Origin of the sequence: Luteibacter jiangsuensis, assembly GCF_030812295.1 — a bacterium.
Classification (GTDB): Bacteria; Pseudomonadota; Gammaproteobacteria; order Xanthomonadales; family Rhodanobacteraceae; genus Luteibacter; species Luteibacter jiangsuensis_A.
Map to the genome: position 1 here is coordinate 928119 of NZ_JAUSSK010000002.1, position 15140 is coordinate 943258.

Sequence of the window (15140 nt, forward strand, 5' to 3'; positions counted from 1 at the left end):
GCTTCCGCGGCCTCAGGCCTTGCCGAGGAAATCGGCCTTGCCCAGCACCACGCCCACGCCACGCAGGATCGCGTAGGCCGTGGTGGTGTGGAAATAGACGTTCGGCAGCACGAAGTTGAGCAGGTAGTCCTGCCCATTCATGCGCATCTCGCCGCTGCGCATCTTCAGTACGATCTCGCGGTCCTCGCTGCCTTCGAACTGCGCGGGCTTGAACGACTCCAGCATACCGATCACCTTCGCGATGCGTGCCTGCAGGTCATCGAAGGTCGCCTCGTTGTCTTCCATCTTCGGCGGCTCTTCGCCGGCCAGGCGATAGGCGGCGCCCTTGCTCATGTCCGTTGCGATCTGCACCTGGCGGATGAGCGGGAACATGTCCGGCGTGATACGCGTGTTGAGCAGCACCTCGGGCGCGATGTTGCGCTCGGCCGCGTGCGCGGCGCCCTTGGCGAGCACGCCGGAGAGGTTGGACAGGGCGCGGACCAATACGGGCACGCAGGTCTGGTACATCGTGATGGGCATGGGTTCGTAAACTCTTGGGGTGGGTGTCGGCCAGCCGGCCGCGGCGGCGTATTGTGCGGTGTCGTTGGCGGCGCGTCGACGGCGGCGGCGGGTTAGGATGGGCACATGAGTCCACCGGATACGCATCCCTCCCGTACCGACGCCACCCTGCGGGTGATTCGCCTGCGCCGTGCGCAGCGGGCGCTTGACGGACTGTTTCGTTCGCTGCCACTCGGCCGCCGGGTCCGTACCGGGATATTCATGGCGTTCAAGACCGTGCTTTCGGCCCTGGCCGCCTACGCGATCGGAAGCGCGCTGCATACCGAACAGGCCTTCTGGGCCGCGATCAGTGCCGTGGCGGTTACCCAGCCACACTTCGGCGATACCCGTGGCGCAGGCCGGGACCGCTGCCTGGGCACGGTCTTCGGCGGCATCGCGGGATTGCTGGGCCTGTCGATCGGCGGTAGCGGCGACATGCTTTCGTTCGGACTGGCGCTGGGGCTGGTGACGCTGGCCTGCTGGACGGCGAACGCGGGCCCGGCCGCGCGTATCGGCGGCATCACTACCGCGATCGTGCTGCTGGTTCCCAGCCAGGGGCCTCGGTGGGAGGTTCCCTTGTACCGTTTGGGCGAAGTCATCCTCGGCACGCTCTGCGCGCTCGTCATCGGCTGGCTGGTATCGCGCCTCGAAGAACACGCGGACCGCAAACAGGAAACGGAGGCATCATGATTCCACGAACGCGCCACAGCGAGCGGCATCGGCTCGACCGGATCGGTTGGTTGCGCGCCGCCGTGCTCGGCGCCAACGACGGCATCCTCTCCACGGCCAGCCTGCTGGTGGGCGTGGCGGCGGCGGGACGGGCAGGGCCGGGTGACATCATGATCGCCGGCGTGGCCGGTCTGGTCGCCGGGGCCATGTCGATGGCGGCGGGCGAGTACGTATCGGTTCGCTCGCAGGCCGACAGCGAGAAGGCCGAGCTGGCGACGGAATCGCGTGAGTTGCGCGACGATCCCGATGGCGAACACAAGGAACTGACCGAGATCTACGTTCGCCGCGGGCTGGACCGGGAGCTGGCCGATCGCGTGGCCGGGCAGTTGATGGCGCACGACGCCCTCGAGGCGCATGCCCGGGACGAACTGGGCTTGTCCGTGACCATGGCGGCGCGGCCGCTGCAGGCCGCCGCGGCGTCGGCCTTGAGCTTCGCCAGCGGGGCCCTCCTGCCGATAGTCGCCGCCGCGTTAGCGGGCCATGAGTCGGTCACCGTGGTGACCGTGGCCGTGTCCCTCGTCGCCCTGGCGATCCTTGGCGGGGTCTCGGCCTGGACGGGCGGTGCGGGCATCGCCCGTGGCGTGGTCCGGGTCGTGTTCTGGGGCGCGGCGGCGATGGCGCTGACGGCGTCGGTGGGACGTCTCTTCGGCGTGGCGGCCTGAGCCTTGCCGGGGCGTCAGCCGACGGCGCAGCGATTGCGGCCGCCGTTCTTGGCCGTATACAGCGCGAGGTCTGCGCGGTCGAACACCGACTGTGGCGTATCGCCCGGTCGGAACTGGGTCAACCCGATCGATGCGGTCACGCGAACGGGCTGCCGGCTTGCATGGAAGGCGAGGTGCTGGATCTTGCCCCGCAGCCGCTCGCACACCTGCAGCGATTCCGCTTCGTCGGCGCCATCGAAGATCACGATGAATTCCTCGCCGCCATAGCGGGCGACGAAGTCGCATGGGCGTATGTGCTTCAGCAGCGCCTGACCGATGATGCGAAGCACCGCGTCGCCCGCGGTATGGCCGTAGGTGTCGTTGATGCTCTTGAAGTGGTCGATGTCGATGGCCGCGACGCTCAGCGGCCGCATGGTGGCCTGCCAGCTCTCATAGGCCGCCTCGATCCGCTTCTCGTAGGCAAGGCGGTTGGGCATCCCGATCATGGTGTCGGTCTGCGCGAGCTCGTGCTCGCGTTCGAGGGAACGCTGCAAGGTGTTGCGTTCGGTCTCGAGCTGTTCGATGCGCAGGCGCATTCGTTCCGCGCGCTCACGATACGCCGTGAGCCGGATGCCCTCGCGGTCGCGGAAATCGCGGAAGCAAAGCGAGATGGTCTCGAGGCTTTGATTCACACGCTCGCGTAACTCGTGCATGTCGTCGATCTCGAGCGCGGCCTCGCCGAGCAGGCGCATCTCGTGCGCCACCGATGCATCCAGGGCTTGGCCGTTCGCTTCGCCGGTGGATTGATCGGCCAGTTCCCGCGACATGTACTGGCTCATCTCGTCGAGACGGCCGGTGACGTGGCGGAGCACGGCCTGCAAGGCGTCGATCTCGCGCTGCAAACCGATGCGCTGTTCGTTGACGAGGTCGGCCAGGCGGTCGCCGCAGGCGGCCAGCGCCACGAGGTCGCCCGCGTCGGCGACATCGTGGCGCAGGTCGTTGGCGCGGTCGGCGAGTCGCGGCAGGATGACGATGCGGTCGACCAGGCGGCTCAGCGACGACTGTACGGACGAGCCGTGCTCGGTGCGCTGCGGACGCGTGATGGGAATGGACCGCTCGTCGTTCACGCCACGGGGACGGGCACCGAGGCCCTCGATCGCTTCGGCGAGTTCGGTGACGAGCGGTTCGAGTGCCAACGGTTCCATGGTGCCGCTCAACGCGGCGGACAGACGCTCGATATGTGGATCGACCTGGTCATGCGCGCCGTGGGCGACGCGGCCGAGGCAGCCGACCAGCTGGCGCAGGAGGGACTCCGCGGTGCGCCACTGCGCCTCTTCACGGGTCAACCGCTCCACGGCTTCGTGATACTTGCTTTCCCAGAGCTGGTTGTCCAAACGCACGTCCCAACCGTCGCGTTGTTTGCCGATTTGGATCACATAATACGATGAAGTTTGCGAATTAGCTCACGTTTTTCCCGGCCAGGGCGGGCTCCGGCTCGTCCCGCGTGGCCCGCGCCGCCACCACGATGCCGAAGGCCACGAGGGCTGCAGCCACGAGGAAGGGAAAGCCGGGCAGGTGGACGGTGCGTGCCGGCGAAATCCAGAACGCGAAGATCTGGGCGAACAGGTAGGGACCGAAAATTCCTGCGAAGCTGCCCAGGCTGGTGACGGCACCCTGCAGGCGTCCCTGTTCGTCCGGCGCCACGTGGCGGGTCATGATCGACTGGATGGGTGGACCGGCCAAGCCCCATAGCGACATCAGCGGGATGCCGACGAGGAAGGCCCAGCCCACGGGGGCCAAGCCCATCACGGCGAACGATGCCGTGCCGAAGGCCATGCCGGCGAGCAGGACACGCCGTTCGCCAAAGCGGGCAGCGAGGCGTCCGGTGAGGAAGGCCTGCACCGTGCCGTCGCAGGCACCGACCAAGGCCAGGACATAACCCACCTGTTGCGGTCCCCATCCATAGCGATAGTCCGCGTAGAGGACGAACACCGTCTGCAACACGTAGTGGGCGAGATAGAACAGGAACATCACGATGGAAAGACCGAACACCTCGCGGTGGCGGCGCAGCATCTTCAGCGCGCCGAACGGATGGGCCGTACGCGGCTCGAAGCGTGCCGCCCGTTTCTCCGGAGGCAGCGACTCGGGAAGGATGAAGAAGCCATACAGGAAATTGGTCAGTGCCAACCCCGCCGCCACCCAGAACGGCAGGCGCAGGTCGATCCCGCCGAGGAAACCGCCCAGCGCCGGACCGACGATGAAGCCGATGCCGAAGGCGCCGCCGAGCATGCCGAACGCGGCCGCGCGTTTTTCCGGCGGGGTCACGTCCGCGATATAGGCGTTGGCGGTGGTGAAGCTCGCCGCGGTGACACCGGAGATGATGCGTCCGACGAAGAGCAGCCATAGCGAAGGCGCGACGGCCATGAAGACGAAGTCCAGCCCCAGGCCGAGGTTCGACAGCAACACCACTGGCCGCCGCCCGAACCGGTCGGACAGGGCACCTTGGATCGGCGAGGCGATGAACTGCACGATGGCGAATACGGTACCGAATACACCCACCCACCATGCAGCGTTCGACACGGTGTTGCCGGTCATCTGCTCGATCAGGTGTGGCAACACCGGAATGATGATGCCGAACGCCAGGATGTCGATCAGCACCGTGATGAAGATGAAGACCACGGCGGCGCGCCGCACAGGGGTGTGGGTATTCGTTTCCATGGTGTCCGTGGTCAGTCCAGGAGTCGCTTCAGCCGCGGCGCCACGATCGGCACCGTCAGCATCGTGCTCGCCACCGCCATCAACAGAAGCGCGGTGAACGTCTCGCTGGTGATCACGTGGCGATCGAGCAGGATGTTGACGAAGATGATCATGATCAGCGCCTTGGTCTGCAACAGCCAGCCGATCGTCCATGCGTCGCCCCGCGCCCAGCCGAGCAGCTTGCCCGCCAACCCCACACCGGCGAGCTTGCCCGCCACGGATGCCACAAGCAGCAATGCCGCGGCGACGAACACCGCCGTGCCGCCGACCGACCAGTTCGTGCGAAGGCCGGTGGAGAGAAAGAACACCGGCATCACGACCAGCAACACGTGATGGCGAAGCTTGTCCAGGTGGTCGAGCGTGAACCAGTCGCGATCGATGACGGCGCCGGCGAGGAAAGCGCCGACCATGTAGTGCAGGCCGCACCAGTCGGCGCCATACCCGCAGGCGGCAAGCCATATCAGGCCGACATACCACCGGTCGCTTTCCTGCAGTCGCGCCATCAGCTGGCGGAACAGCCAGGCCGCCACGGCGAAGCCGGCGAGGAACGCCGCCTGGTGTCCTACGCGCTTCCAGTCGAGCAGGATGATCGCGAGCACGCCCCATATCGCGAGGTCGTCGAGGCTGGCGTAACGCAGCACGCGCATGCCGAGCTGCCGGCGCAGGATGTCCAGCTTCTCTAGGAGCAGGATGAGGATGGGCAGGGCGGTCACCGCGCAGGCCATGCCCACGCCCAGCACGAACTGCCAGGTGGCCGCCGCTTCGCCTATCCACCCGTCTCGCCACGCCAGCATCGCCAGCGCGGCGAGGCAACCCGCGACAAGTGGCCCCGCCAACGCGAGCCCCGCCGTGGTACCGCATTCGCGGCGTTGCTTCCAGACCTCGCGCAGGTCCAGCTCGATCCCGGCGATCCAGACGAACACCATCACCGCCCACCAGGCGATGCCGTTCAGGGCACCGATGACCGGCGGGGCGAACACGGTGCCGTAATAATCCGGGAAAATCTTGCCGAGAACCCCCGGCCCCAACAGGATTCCGGTGATGATCTGCACCACCACGAGCGGAGCCCAATAGTCGGTCCGGAAGACGCGCCAGACCAGATACGGCACGCCAAGAATGATCGTCATCGCGATCAGGAACAATTCGGTCGTATTCATTCACCCTCCCCAGGCTCGCCAGAGGGTAGCGGAAGTCGACCCCGGAGGGAGCCGACCCTGTCGGCGATGCTCTCCAACTATCGCGGCGGCTGCGAAAGCTCCTTCGCGTTCAGCACCCCATCCCCATTCCGATCCAGCTTGTGGAACTGGTGGATCAGGTTGCGCTGGAACTCGTCCAGGCGCACCGGTCTCGCACCAGGACGCATCGGACCATCGTTGGCGTCGAGCACCCCGTCGCCGTTGACGTCCATGCGCAGGAAGCCCTGGCTCATGTAACGGACATATTCCGCCTCGTCGATCCTGTCATCGCCATTGCCGTCCATACGGCGAAGGTATTCCACGGGTGTTCGCGGGAAATCCTGGCCGAATGCCGGGGCGATCAGGAGCAGGGTGGCCAGCAAGCCGTATGGACGTCGATTCATGGGCCGGCAGTCTGCTCGATCCCCAGCCGTTTGTCGCCCCGTGGGAAACGGGAGTACCTTTGAGCCCTTGCACCTTTCGCCAAGGGATACGCCCATGATCCACGACAGCATTCTGGACACCATCGGCCGCACGCCCATCGTGCGCCTGCATCGGCTGGCCCCGCCCCACGTGACCCTCTACGCGAAGGTGGAATCGTTCAACCCGGGCGGGTCGGTGAAGGATCGCCTCGCCATCGCCGTGATCCTCGACGCCGAGCGGAAGGGGCTGCTGAAGCCGGGCGACACCGTGGTCGAGGCGACCTCCGGCAACACGGGTGTCGCGCTGGCGATGGTCTGCGCGGCCAAGGGTTACAAGTTCGTTGCGACGATGGCGGACAGCTTTTCGGTGGAGCGCCGGAAACTGATGCGCGCCTACGGCGCCAAGGTGATTCTTACGCCCGCCGCCGAACGCGGCAGCGGCATGGTGAAGCGTGCGGAGGAACTGGCCGCGAAGCACGGCTGGTTCCTGCCGCGGCAGTTCCAGAACCCCGCCAACCCGGCCTACCACCGCAACACGACGGCAGCGGAGATCCTTCAGGATTTCGCCGGCCGCCGGCTGGATGCCTTCGTCACCGGTTGGGGTACGGGCGGCACGCTCACGGGCGTGGGCGAGATGCTGAAGCTGGCTCGTCCCGAGGTGAAGATCGTCGTCTCGGAGCCCGCCGCCGCGCCACTGCTTGCCGACAAGCCGTGGTCGCCGCACAAGATCCAGGGCTGGACACCGGACTTCGTGCCCGAGGTGCTCAACCGGAAGATCTTCGACGTGAACCTGCCCGTGGACGAGGTGCTGGCGCGCGATACCGCGCGGCGGCTCGCCCAGGAGGAGGGCATCTTCGTCGGCGTGTCCGCCGGCGCTACCGTGGCGGCGGCCTTGAAGTACGCCGAAGGCGCGGATGAGGGAAGCGTCATCCTCGCCATGCTGCCGGACACGGGCGAGCGTTACCTTTCCACCTTCCTGTTCGAAGGTGTCGAGGAAGGGTCCGACGACGCATGGCTGAACAGCCTGCCGTGACAGCCGTGATGCCGCCGGTGAACCATCATCGGCGGCTTACAAACGCACTGCGTTTCCGTCACGCCTGACGCGTCACGGTAGATCCTTCGAAAGGAGGATTCCACCATGACCCTGTTCCGCAGCAAGAGCATCGGCGAAGAAGCCCTTGGACGTGCGCGCCGTGTCGCGGGCGCCGTCACCGACCACCATCCCCGCGAAGGATGGGACGCCGCGCGCGAATACGCGGGGCAGGCCGGCGCCCTGGCGAGCAAGGCCGTGGGGGTCGCCGGACGCGGTGTCCGCCGCAACATGGGGTTGAGCATCGCCATCGGCGCCAGCCTCGGCGCGCTGGCGACCGCGTACCTGCTGGCACGGCGTCATGCGCGCCTGCATGACGAGCACGACGAACATGATCCGACGCGGCAGCGGCCGACGAACAGCAGCGGCGACGCGCTGGATGGATCGGGGGAGGACAACCCCATTCCGGGTGAGACGGGGTTGTATTAGACCCGCTACGTGTAGGAATGCCACGGTAGGAGCCGCCTTGGTCGGAGCCGCTCTGGTGGGAGCCGACTTGGTGGGAGCCGACTTGGTGGGAGCCGACCCTGTCGGCGATGGGTGCTTGCCTCAACCCTGGCCTGCTGTTGTGGGAGCCGACTTGTCGGCGATTGGGTGCTTGCCTCAGGCTGGCCCGCTGCCGCGGGATCGCCGACAAAGTCGGCTCCCACCAGGCCAGGGCTACCACCAGGGCTAGGGTTTTCACCAGGGCTTAGGGGCACCCGCGTGGCTTGGCCCCGCTACGCTTATGCCGCGTTCGAGCGCCTGCGCAGCACCGCCAGCGGCTGTGCCCATGTTGCTCCTGGGCGGCGCTTGCTGGTGACCAGGGTCAGTTCCGATGGCTGGAACACATTGACGTTGTGCGTCGCCGGTGTGGTCAGGATGTACTGTGCACGCGTGCTCTTGAGGAAGGCACCCACCTTGTCGATGTTGAAGATGTCGAGGTGGGCGAAAGGTTCGTCGATGAAGACGAAGCCGCCGGGGCGATCCTCGTCGCGCATCAGCGCCACCAGCAGCAACAGCGACTTCATGACCTGCTGGCCGCCGGAGGCTTCGCCATCGTCCATGCCGATCCAGCCCTTCTTGTCGAACTCGAAGCGCACCTGCAAGGCAGCCGAGGCGAGGGCGAGGTCGTCGTTGCTCAACTCCGGCAGGTCGACATCCACACCGATACCCGCCAGTTCGGCCAGCACCTTGAGGTTCTTCGCGTAGCGGCGGACCGTGTTGCGCAGCACCTGGATGTATGCGCCACGGGCCTCATGCGTGATCCGCGACGCGCGCTCGAGGTGTACGCGGCGCTTTTCCAGGTCCTGCTTCAGGCCTTCGTGGTCGGCCCCGAACTTTTCGCGCAGTGCGAGGACGCTCGGGTCCTGCTCCCAATGGCCTTCCTCGAGGCGGCGTTCGATGCGGTCGATTTCCCGGCGCACGGCGGAGGGTGATTCGTAGCGTTCGCGGAGCGCCACCATGGCGCCGCGCGTGCGATGGGTGAGGGCGACGTGGGCGCGCTTCACCCGGAATGCCTTGAGCCGGTCGATTTGCTCACCACGCAGTTGATGATGCTGGCGCACAGTGTCGGCGAGCTGGTTCTGGATGGAACGCTGCTCGCGCGCCGCGTTGTCGCGCGCGTTGGATGTCTTCAGCCGCTTCTCGCGCACCGCCTCGTAATGGTTTTCAGCCGCGGCATGGCTGTCGGCGGTGCGCTGCACGTCTTCGCGCAGGCGTGCCTGTTGCTCGCGTGCCTCGGCGAATTCGTCGGCGCGGTCGGCGAGCTGGCTGCTGGCGCTGGCGCCACGCAACACGGCTTCCGCATCGCTGGCCCGCGCGAGGGTGTCCTTGCGTTCGATGGCGATGTCGCGCAGGCGGCCCTCGATGTCGCGCAGCCTGGCCTCGCCGTCTCGTAGCTGGCGTTCGCGCGCGCCGGCGCCGAAGTACATGTCCTCGACACCGAGATGACGCCCGCCGCGGCGTTCGCGGAAATAGCCCTGCGGCGTGATCCAGTCCTGATCCTTGCCGGCGCGTGCCCCGTCCGCGACATCGTCCACGCGGCGGATGCGATCGAGATTGCGCAAGAGCCAGTCGGGCGCCGCGGCCGAGAACTCGACCACCTCCAGCAACGAACCGCGCGTGGCCGCGCTCGCCGGTGCACGGTCCGCGACGACGAAATGCTTGTAGCGATGTTGCTCGCCCAGCTCCCATGCCTTCTCGCGATCGCGTGGATCGTCCAGCAGCACGACATGGCGATAGCCCGCGAGCACGGCCTCCACGGCCGGTTGCCAGCGGGGTTCGACGATCTCGACAATCTCGCTGAGCATGCTGTGACGGATGCCGGCCTCGTCGAGCGCGCGGCGGAACGACGCTTCGAAATCCGGCGTGTAACGCCTGCCGCTACGCCAGGCGGAGAGCTGCGTCGTCAGGGTCGTCAGGTCCTGGCGCAAACGGGTCTCCTCCGCTTGCAACGCGTTCGCCCGGGCCCGCGCATCGCGGGCGACGTCGGCGAGTCGTTCGTGATCGGCGCCGCCTTGAGCGGCGACCATTTCGCGCAGCCGCGTCTCCTGCTTGATCAGCAGGTCGTTCTGGGCGAGTTCGGCGCGTGCGGCGTCGAGGCTCTTCTGGGTCTGCTGACGTGCGAGGTCGGCCTCGTGCTGCTCCGCGCGCAACGCTTCACCAGTGGCGTCGAGTTCGTCCAGCTGGCGGGTCAGTTCCACGTCACGCCGCTCGAGTTCCGCGACGCGGCGTTTCACGCCGGTGAGTTGTGGACGCGCGCCGCGAATGCCTGCGCTCAGCTCGGCCAATTCCGTGCGCGGCAGGATGTCGGCGACGAGTTCGACACGTTCGCTCTTCAGCGCGTTCCATTCCTGGTACGACCGTGCCCGCGCCTCGGCTTCCTGCAGGCTCACGCCGATGAGCGAGAGCTGGTGCTCCAGCCCATGCTGCTCGCGATCGGCCTCGGCCTGCTCGTTGCGCGCGCGCTGGTAGTCGTCGAGCACGGCCTTGTCGCCGAACACGTCGAAGACGAGGTCGAGCAACGCCTTGGGAGGCAATTGGCAGAGCTTGTCCGTCGCGCCTTGCTCCAGCGTGAGCACGCGGCGGATCGCCTGCGACAGCCCGGCGCCTTCCAGGCGCACGCGGTATTCGCGCAGGCCCAGGAAGTCGCCACGCGCTTCGATCTCTTCCACGCTGACGTCGCCACCGAGCACGGCGTACTGGCGCGTCCATTCGCCTCCTTTCTTCTGGATGCGGCAGGCGAGGGTCACCTCGCGGTCCATCAGCGGAAAGAAGGGGCGCTCGCCGCTCGGGCCGGGCGTGTTGCCCACTCGCGCGCGCAGCCACGCGAAAGGCTTGCCGTTGTGGCGCAAGTAGCTCTTGTAGTCGCGGTTGCCGGCGCAGTCGATGGTGAGCAGGGTGCGCAAGGCATCGAGCAAGGTCGTCTTGCCGGAGCCATTGGGACCGACCACGGTCACGATGTTGGTATCGAGCGGCAGGCTGAAACGCTGCCAGTAGTCCCAATGCACCACTTCGAGGCTGCGGAAATCAAACATCGTTGTTCTCCACGGCGGGGCGCGAAGCGGCATCCGCGAGCAGGTCGCCGAGCGCGCCATCGAGGATTCGGCGTGCCGTGCGTTCGTAGTCGAAGGCGAGGTCGAGCAGGGGGCCTTCGGCGACCTCACCCTTGCGGCGCACGATGAAGCCGAGGCGGTTCAGCGTGCCGAGGTTGAAACCCACCCGCGTCTTGCCACCGAGCTTGTCGCCGAAGTCGGCCAGCAAGGTGCGTTCGGCGATCACCGGCGAGATGACCGGATCGCGCGGTATGGGTTTGTCCTCGGCGAACATCTGGCTTTGCGAGGCGGCCGCTTCCGCATCCTGGCGTTCGACCTGACGCTGCCGCTTGGGCAGCACGATCAGCGCCCAGATGACGACCAGCAGGGCCACGCCGTCGCGGTCGAGTTGCAAGGTGTTCGATATCCAGCTGTCGCTGCCGCCGAAGACGGCACGCTCGCTCTTTCGCGCCACGGCGAGGCCGATGTAGGCGGCATAGGGATGTTCGCGCAGCTCGAGGCCGACCGCATCGAGGCGGCGGTCGAGTTCCTCGCGGAAGCCTTCGTCGAGCAACGCCTTGCGCGCTTGGGTGTCCTCGCGCGGCAGCCAGCGCTGGGCGAGCAGCCGGGTGATCAGGCTGGCGGTATCGTCATGCATCGGTGGTGTCCTTCGCGGCATCGCGCGGACGCAGGCGTCCGGCGCTGACCAGCGCGATCTGGGGCAGGTCGGTCTCGATCAGGCGCGCCTCGACTTCCAGCGCGAGCGGCAGGCGCGCGAGGTCGGCGGTGCCGCCTTCCAGCGCCGTCGACTCGGGGTCGCCCAGCAGGCCAAGCAAGGAAAGGCGATAGGCGGAGAGGGCGTAGTCGTCGCCGATCAGTGTGGCCTCGAGTTCGCGGGGTTCGGCGATCGCCGCCAGTTCCGCGTGCCAGTCGTCGAGGAAGCGCAGGTCTTCCTCGTCCATCGGCAGGTCGGCGGTCTCGGGCGGTTCTTCCGCACCCGGCAGCGCGGTGCTCTCGGCGGCGAGCCGTTCGCGTTCGAGTAGCTCGAACTCGGCGACATCGAGCGCGATCTGGTCATGGATGAAGGGGGCGGGCAAGGGCAGCAGGAGCTGGCCGTCCTCGAAGGCGGCCAGCGTGTCGATGTCCTGCGCGCGCAGCCAGCCGACCAGGTCCGACGAGGACAGGCCGGTACGGCCCAGGTGCACGCGGTGCTGGTCGATCTTGTTGAGTTCGCGCTGGAACGTGCCGGCCTGGCGGAGCAGGGCGCTCTGCGCACGGCCGACGGCCTGGGCCAGGCGGTGCGCCGCCGGCTCCAGGTCGTCCTTCTCCGTGATCCCGGCGACCACCTCGGTACCCTTCTCCACCCATGTCCAGACCGAATCGAGGCGTTCGGCGGCGTGACGGATACGGTGTTCGGACCCGGACAGCACCGCGCGGTCGAAATCCTCTTTCAGCTCGGTCAGGCGCGAGAGCAGGTGGCCGAGTTCATCGACCGACACGCGTCCCATCGCCTGGCCCGCGGCGAGTTGCGCCGTGAGGTAGCCGAGTCCGTCGTCGTCGTCGTTCTCGAACTCGAGCATCGCCGCAAGCGCGCCGAGCGCCTTGCGGCCCAACGGGCCCACACGGTAGCGCAGGGTCTCGTTGTCGTAGACCAGCAGGTCGTGGTCCTTGAGCCGCTGGACCACCGTCTCGAGTTTCACCGGGTCGACGAAAGCCAGGTGGTCACGGATCTCCTGCGGCGTCCATTCCGTCGCGTGCGAGCGGCCGCCCAGCGTGCGCAACACCAGCAGACGCAGCAGCACTTGCGCCTCGCTGCCGTGGAACAGGGCGGAAAAGGTACGCAGCAGGCCGCGTCCCCGCAGCAGCGGGAAGACGGAAGGCAGGTCCTCGGCGACGACGCCGTCGCGGAAAAGATCCTGCAGGCGTTCGTCGTGGACGGTGGTGTCGGCCGGACCGCTCAATGTCAGCGACGGTCGACGCCGACGAAGCGGAGGAACTCGCCCCGCGTGCGGGGATCTTCGCGGAAGCTGCCGAGCATCTGGCTGGTGATCATCGACACGCCGCGTTTGTGCACGCCACGGGTAGTCATGCATTCGTGGCTGGCGTCGATCACCACGCCGACACCGCGCGGGCGCAGGGTGTCTTCGATACAGTGCGCGATCTGTGCGGTGAGCTTTTCCTGCACCTGGAAACGACGGGCGAAACCGTCGACCACGCGGGCGAGCTTGCTGATGCCGACGACGCGATCGGTGGGAACATAGCCCACGTGCGCGCGGCCGATGATCGGGGCCATGTGGTGCTCGCAGTGGCTTTCGAACTCGATGTCGCGCAGGACGATCATCTCGTCGTACCCGGCCACTTCCTCGAAGGTCCGGCGCAGGTAGTCGGCCGGGTCTTCGTCGTAACCCTTGAACCAGTCCGAGTAGGCCTTGACCACGCGCTTGGGCGTATCGAGCAGGCCTTCGCGGTTCGGGTCCTCGCCTGCCCACAACAACAGCGTGCGCACGGCCTCCTCGGCCTGTTCACGGCTGACCAGGCGGGACTTGGCGTCGTCGCTCATCGGGACGGATTCCTTGGTGGAAGCAAAGGGGTCATTGTAGTGGGAGCCGGCTCTGCCGGCGATCCCGCGGCAGCGGGCCAGGTCGAGGCAAGCACCCATCGCCGGCATAGCCGGCTCCCACAGGGGTTCAGGCTCCCACAAGGGTTCAGGGTCGAGGCAAGCACCCATCGCCGACAAGGTCGGCTCCCATCGGGCTGTCAGTCTTCGGAGGGCGGGGTGGGGGGGGCGTCGCCCTCGGCCTCGGTATCGTCCAGGCCCGGTGCCAGTTCGAGCAGGACTTGCGACTCGTCCGCGCCCAGCGATTCCACCCCGCGCAGCTTGCGCTCGATGGCGCGGGTGCGGATGCCGGCGCTGTCGATGCTGTTACGTACCGTGTCCAGCTGCTTCCGGGTCTTCTCCAGCACCGTGGCGAACTTGCCGAACTCGTTCTTCACCGCCGCCAGCACGTGCCATACCTCGGACGAGCGCTTTTCGATCGCCAGTGTCCGGAAGCCCATCTGCAGGCTGTTGAGCAGGGCCGTGAGCGTCGTGGGGCCGGCCACGGTGACGCGGCAGTCGCGCTGCAATTGCTCGGAAAGCCCGGGGCGGCGGATCACCTCGGCGTAGAGGCCTTCGGTGGGCAGGAAGAGGATCGCGAAGTCGGTGGTGTGTGGCGGCGCGATGTACTTGCTGCGAATGCGCTTGGCCTCTTCGCGCACGCGCAGTTCCAGTGCCTTGCCGGCCAGCAGCGCGCCTTCGGCATCGGCCGCGTCCTGCGCGTCGAGCAGACGCTGGTAGTCCTCCACGGGATATTTCGCGTCGATCGGCAGCCAGACCGGCGTGCCTTCCTCGGTGCCGGGCAGGCGGATGGCGTACTCGACACGTTCGCTCGAACCCGGCACCGTGGCCACGTTGGACGCGTACTGTTCCGCCACGAGGATCTGTTCGAGCAACGCACCCAGTTGCACTTCGCCGAACGTGCCGCGGGTTTTCACGTTGGTCAGCACGCGCTTCAGGTCGCCCACGCCGGCGGCGAGTGCCTGCATTTCGCCGAGCCCGCGCTGCACGGCCTCCAACCGCTCCGACACCAGCTGGAACGACTGGCCCAGCCGTGTCTCCAGGGTGGACTGGAGTTTCTCGTCCACGGTGGCGCGCATCTGCTCGAGCTTGGCCGCATTGTCTTGTTGGATCGCGGCCAGCCGCGTTTCCAGCGTGGCGCGGACATCGCCAAGGCGCTTTTCGTTGTCGGCGGTGAGCGCGGCGAAACGCTGGTCGAGGACCTCGCCGAAATGCTTCAACGTCAGCGCGGATTCCTCGCGGGTCTTGCGCGAATCGTCGGCCAATCCCTGTCGCAGCGATTGCAGGCCGATGTCCGTGCGCTCGGTGAGCTGGTCCAGGCGGCGGCCGAAGCCCTCGATGCGCTCATGCTGGCGTTCGGCCGCGATCTGCAGTTGTTCCTGCACGTGCCCGCGGAATTGTCCGAAACTCTCGCCGAGTTCGCCGCGGCCCGCGCGCTGTTCGTCGCGGATGACGGTTTCCAGCCGGCGGTTGTCGTCGCGCAGCGCGTCAAGGCGCAGGGTGGTGCCATCGTCCTGCCTGCCACGGGAAAGCAGGACGATCAGCAGGCCCAGGCATGCCAGCGCGACGGCCAGCAGGGCGATCAGGAGGATGGTTTCGAGCGTCATGGAGCGAGAGGGTACCTGTGTTCGTGGCTCCTGGCGAAGCCGTCGCCGCT

The 15140-nt window shown here is 67.1% G+C and carries 14 protein-coding genes; 4 read left to right on the plus strand and 10 right to left on the minus strand.

The genetic code is table 11. From position 1 onward, the window contains the following. Positions 1–12: 12 nt before the first annotated feature. Positions 13–519, minus strand: coding sequence for a DUF1993 domain-containing protein (locus J2T07_RS09410; protein ID WP_306849268.1), 507 nt, complete (start codon positions 517–519; stop codon positions 13–15). A 105-nt stretch (positions 520–624) separates the two neighbouring features. Between J2T07_RS09410 and J2T07_RS09415 the strand changes: the two genes are divergently transcribed. Both J2T07_RS09415 and J2T07_RS09420 read left to right on the plus strand, forming a co-directional pair. After that, positions 625–1227 (plus strand): FUSC family protein, encoded by a 603-nt coding sequence (locus J2T07_RS09415; protein ID WP_306849270.1) that lies wholly within the window; start codon positions 625–627, stop codon positions 1225–1227. Further along, positions 1224–1928: a VIT1/CCC1 transporter family protein gene (locus J2T07_RS09420; protein WP_306849272.1), complete on the plus strand. Its 705-nt coding sequence runs from the start codon at positions 1224–1226 to the stop codon at positions 1926–1928. The genes J2T07_RS09415 and J2T07_RS09420 overlap by 4 nt, the downstream gene beginning before the upstream one ends. A 14-nt stretch (positions 1929–1942) precedes the next feature. On the opposite strand, the gene J2T07_RS09425 is transcribed toward J2T07_RS09420, so the two are convergent. The 4 genes from J2T07_RS09425 to J2T07_RS09440 form a co-directional block, all read right to left on the minus strand. After that, positions 1943–3307 carry a GGDEF domain-containing protein gene (locus J2T07_RS09425; protein WP_306849274.1) on the minus strand — a complete coding sequence of 455 codons (1365 nt, stop codon included), beginning with the start codon at positions 3305–3307 and terminating at the stop codon, positions 1943–1945. Positions 3308–3365: 58 nt separating this feature from the next. Then, a complete protein-coding gene (locus J2T07_RS09430) occupies positions 3366–4625 on the minus strand; it encodes a TCR/Tet family MFS transporter (protein WP_306849276.1) in 1260 nt (419 codons plus the stop codon). 11 nt (positions 4626–4636) lie between these two features. After that, a complete protein-coding gene (locus J2T07_RS09435) occupies positions 4637–5821 on the minus strand; it encodes a cation:proton antiporter (RefSeq protein ID WP_306849278.1) in 1185 nt (394 codons plus the stop codon). A gap of 77 nt (positions 5822–5898) precedes the next feature. Then, the gene (locus J2T07_RS09440; protein ID WP_306849280.1) at positions 5899–6243 is read right to left on the minus strand and encodes a hypothetical protein; all 345 of its coding nucleotides are present in this window, start codon (positions 6241–6243) and stop codon (positions 5899–5901) included. Positions 6244–6337: 94 nt separating this feature from the next. Between J2T07_RS09440 and cysK the strand changes: the two genes are divergently transcribed. Both cysK and J2T07_RS09450 read left to right on the plus strand, forming a co-directional pair. After that, on the plus strand, positions 6338–7294 hold the full coding sequence (gene cysK, locus J2T07_RS09445; protein ID WP_306849282.1) for a cysteine synthase A: 957 nt from the start codon (positions 6338–6340) through the stop codon (positions 7292–7294). Positions 7295–7399: 105 nt separating this feature from the next. Further along, a complete protein-coding gene (locus J2T07_RS09450) occupies positions 7400–7780 on the plus strand; it encodes a hypothetical protein (protein WP_306849284.1) in 381 nt (126 codons plus the stop codon). Between the two features lie 296 nt (positions 7781–8076). Here J2T07_RS09450 and J2T07_RS09455 read toward each other — a convergent pair whose 3' ends face one another. The 5 genes from J2T07_RS09455 to J2T07_RS09475 all read right to left on the minus strand — a co-directional run bounded on the left by J2T07_RS09455 (position 8077) and on the right by J2T07_RS09475 (position 15090). After that, a complete protein-coding gene (locus tag J2T07_RS09455; RefSeq protein ID WP_306849286.1) occupies positions 8077–10869 on the minus strand; it encodes an AAA family ATPase in 2793 nt (930 codons plus the stop codon). Further along, positions 10862–11524: a hypothetical protein gene (locus J2T07_RS09460; RefSeq protein ID WP_306849288.1), complete on the minus strand. Its 663-nt coding sequence runs from the start codon at positions 11522–11524 to the stop codon at positions 10862–10864. The genes J2T07_RS09455 and J2T07_RS09460 overlap by 8 nt, the downstream gene beginning before the upstream one ends. Next, positions 11517–12827 carry a hypothetical protein gene (locus J2T07_RS09465; protein WP_306849290.1) on the minus strand — a complete coding sequence of 437 codons (1311 nt, stop codon included), beginning with the start codon at positions 12825–12827 and terminating at the stop codon, positions 11517–11519. Before J2T07_RS09465 ends, J2T07_RS09460 begins: the two co-directional genes overlap by 8 nt. 2 nt (positions 12828–12829) lie before the next feature. Then, entirely contained in the window at positions 12830–13426 is a 597-nt protein-coding gene (gene folE, locus J2T07_RS09470) for a GTP cyclohydrolase I FolE (protein WP_306849292.1), read from the minus strand. A gap of 197 nt (positions 13427–13623) precedes the next feature. Further along, positions 13624–15090, minus strand: a complete 1467-nt coding sequence (locus tag J2T07_RS09475) for a DNA recombination protein RmuC (RefSeq protein ID WP_306849294.1) — start codon at positions 15088–15090, stop codon at positions 13624–13626. Between the last annotated feature and the right edge of the window lie 50 nt (positions 15091–15140).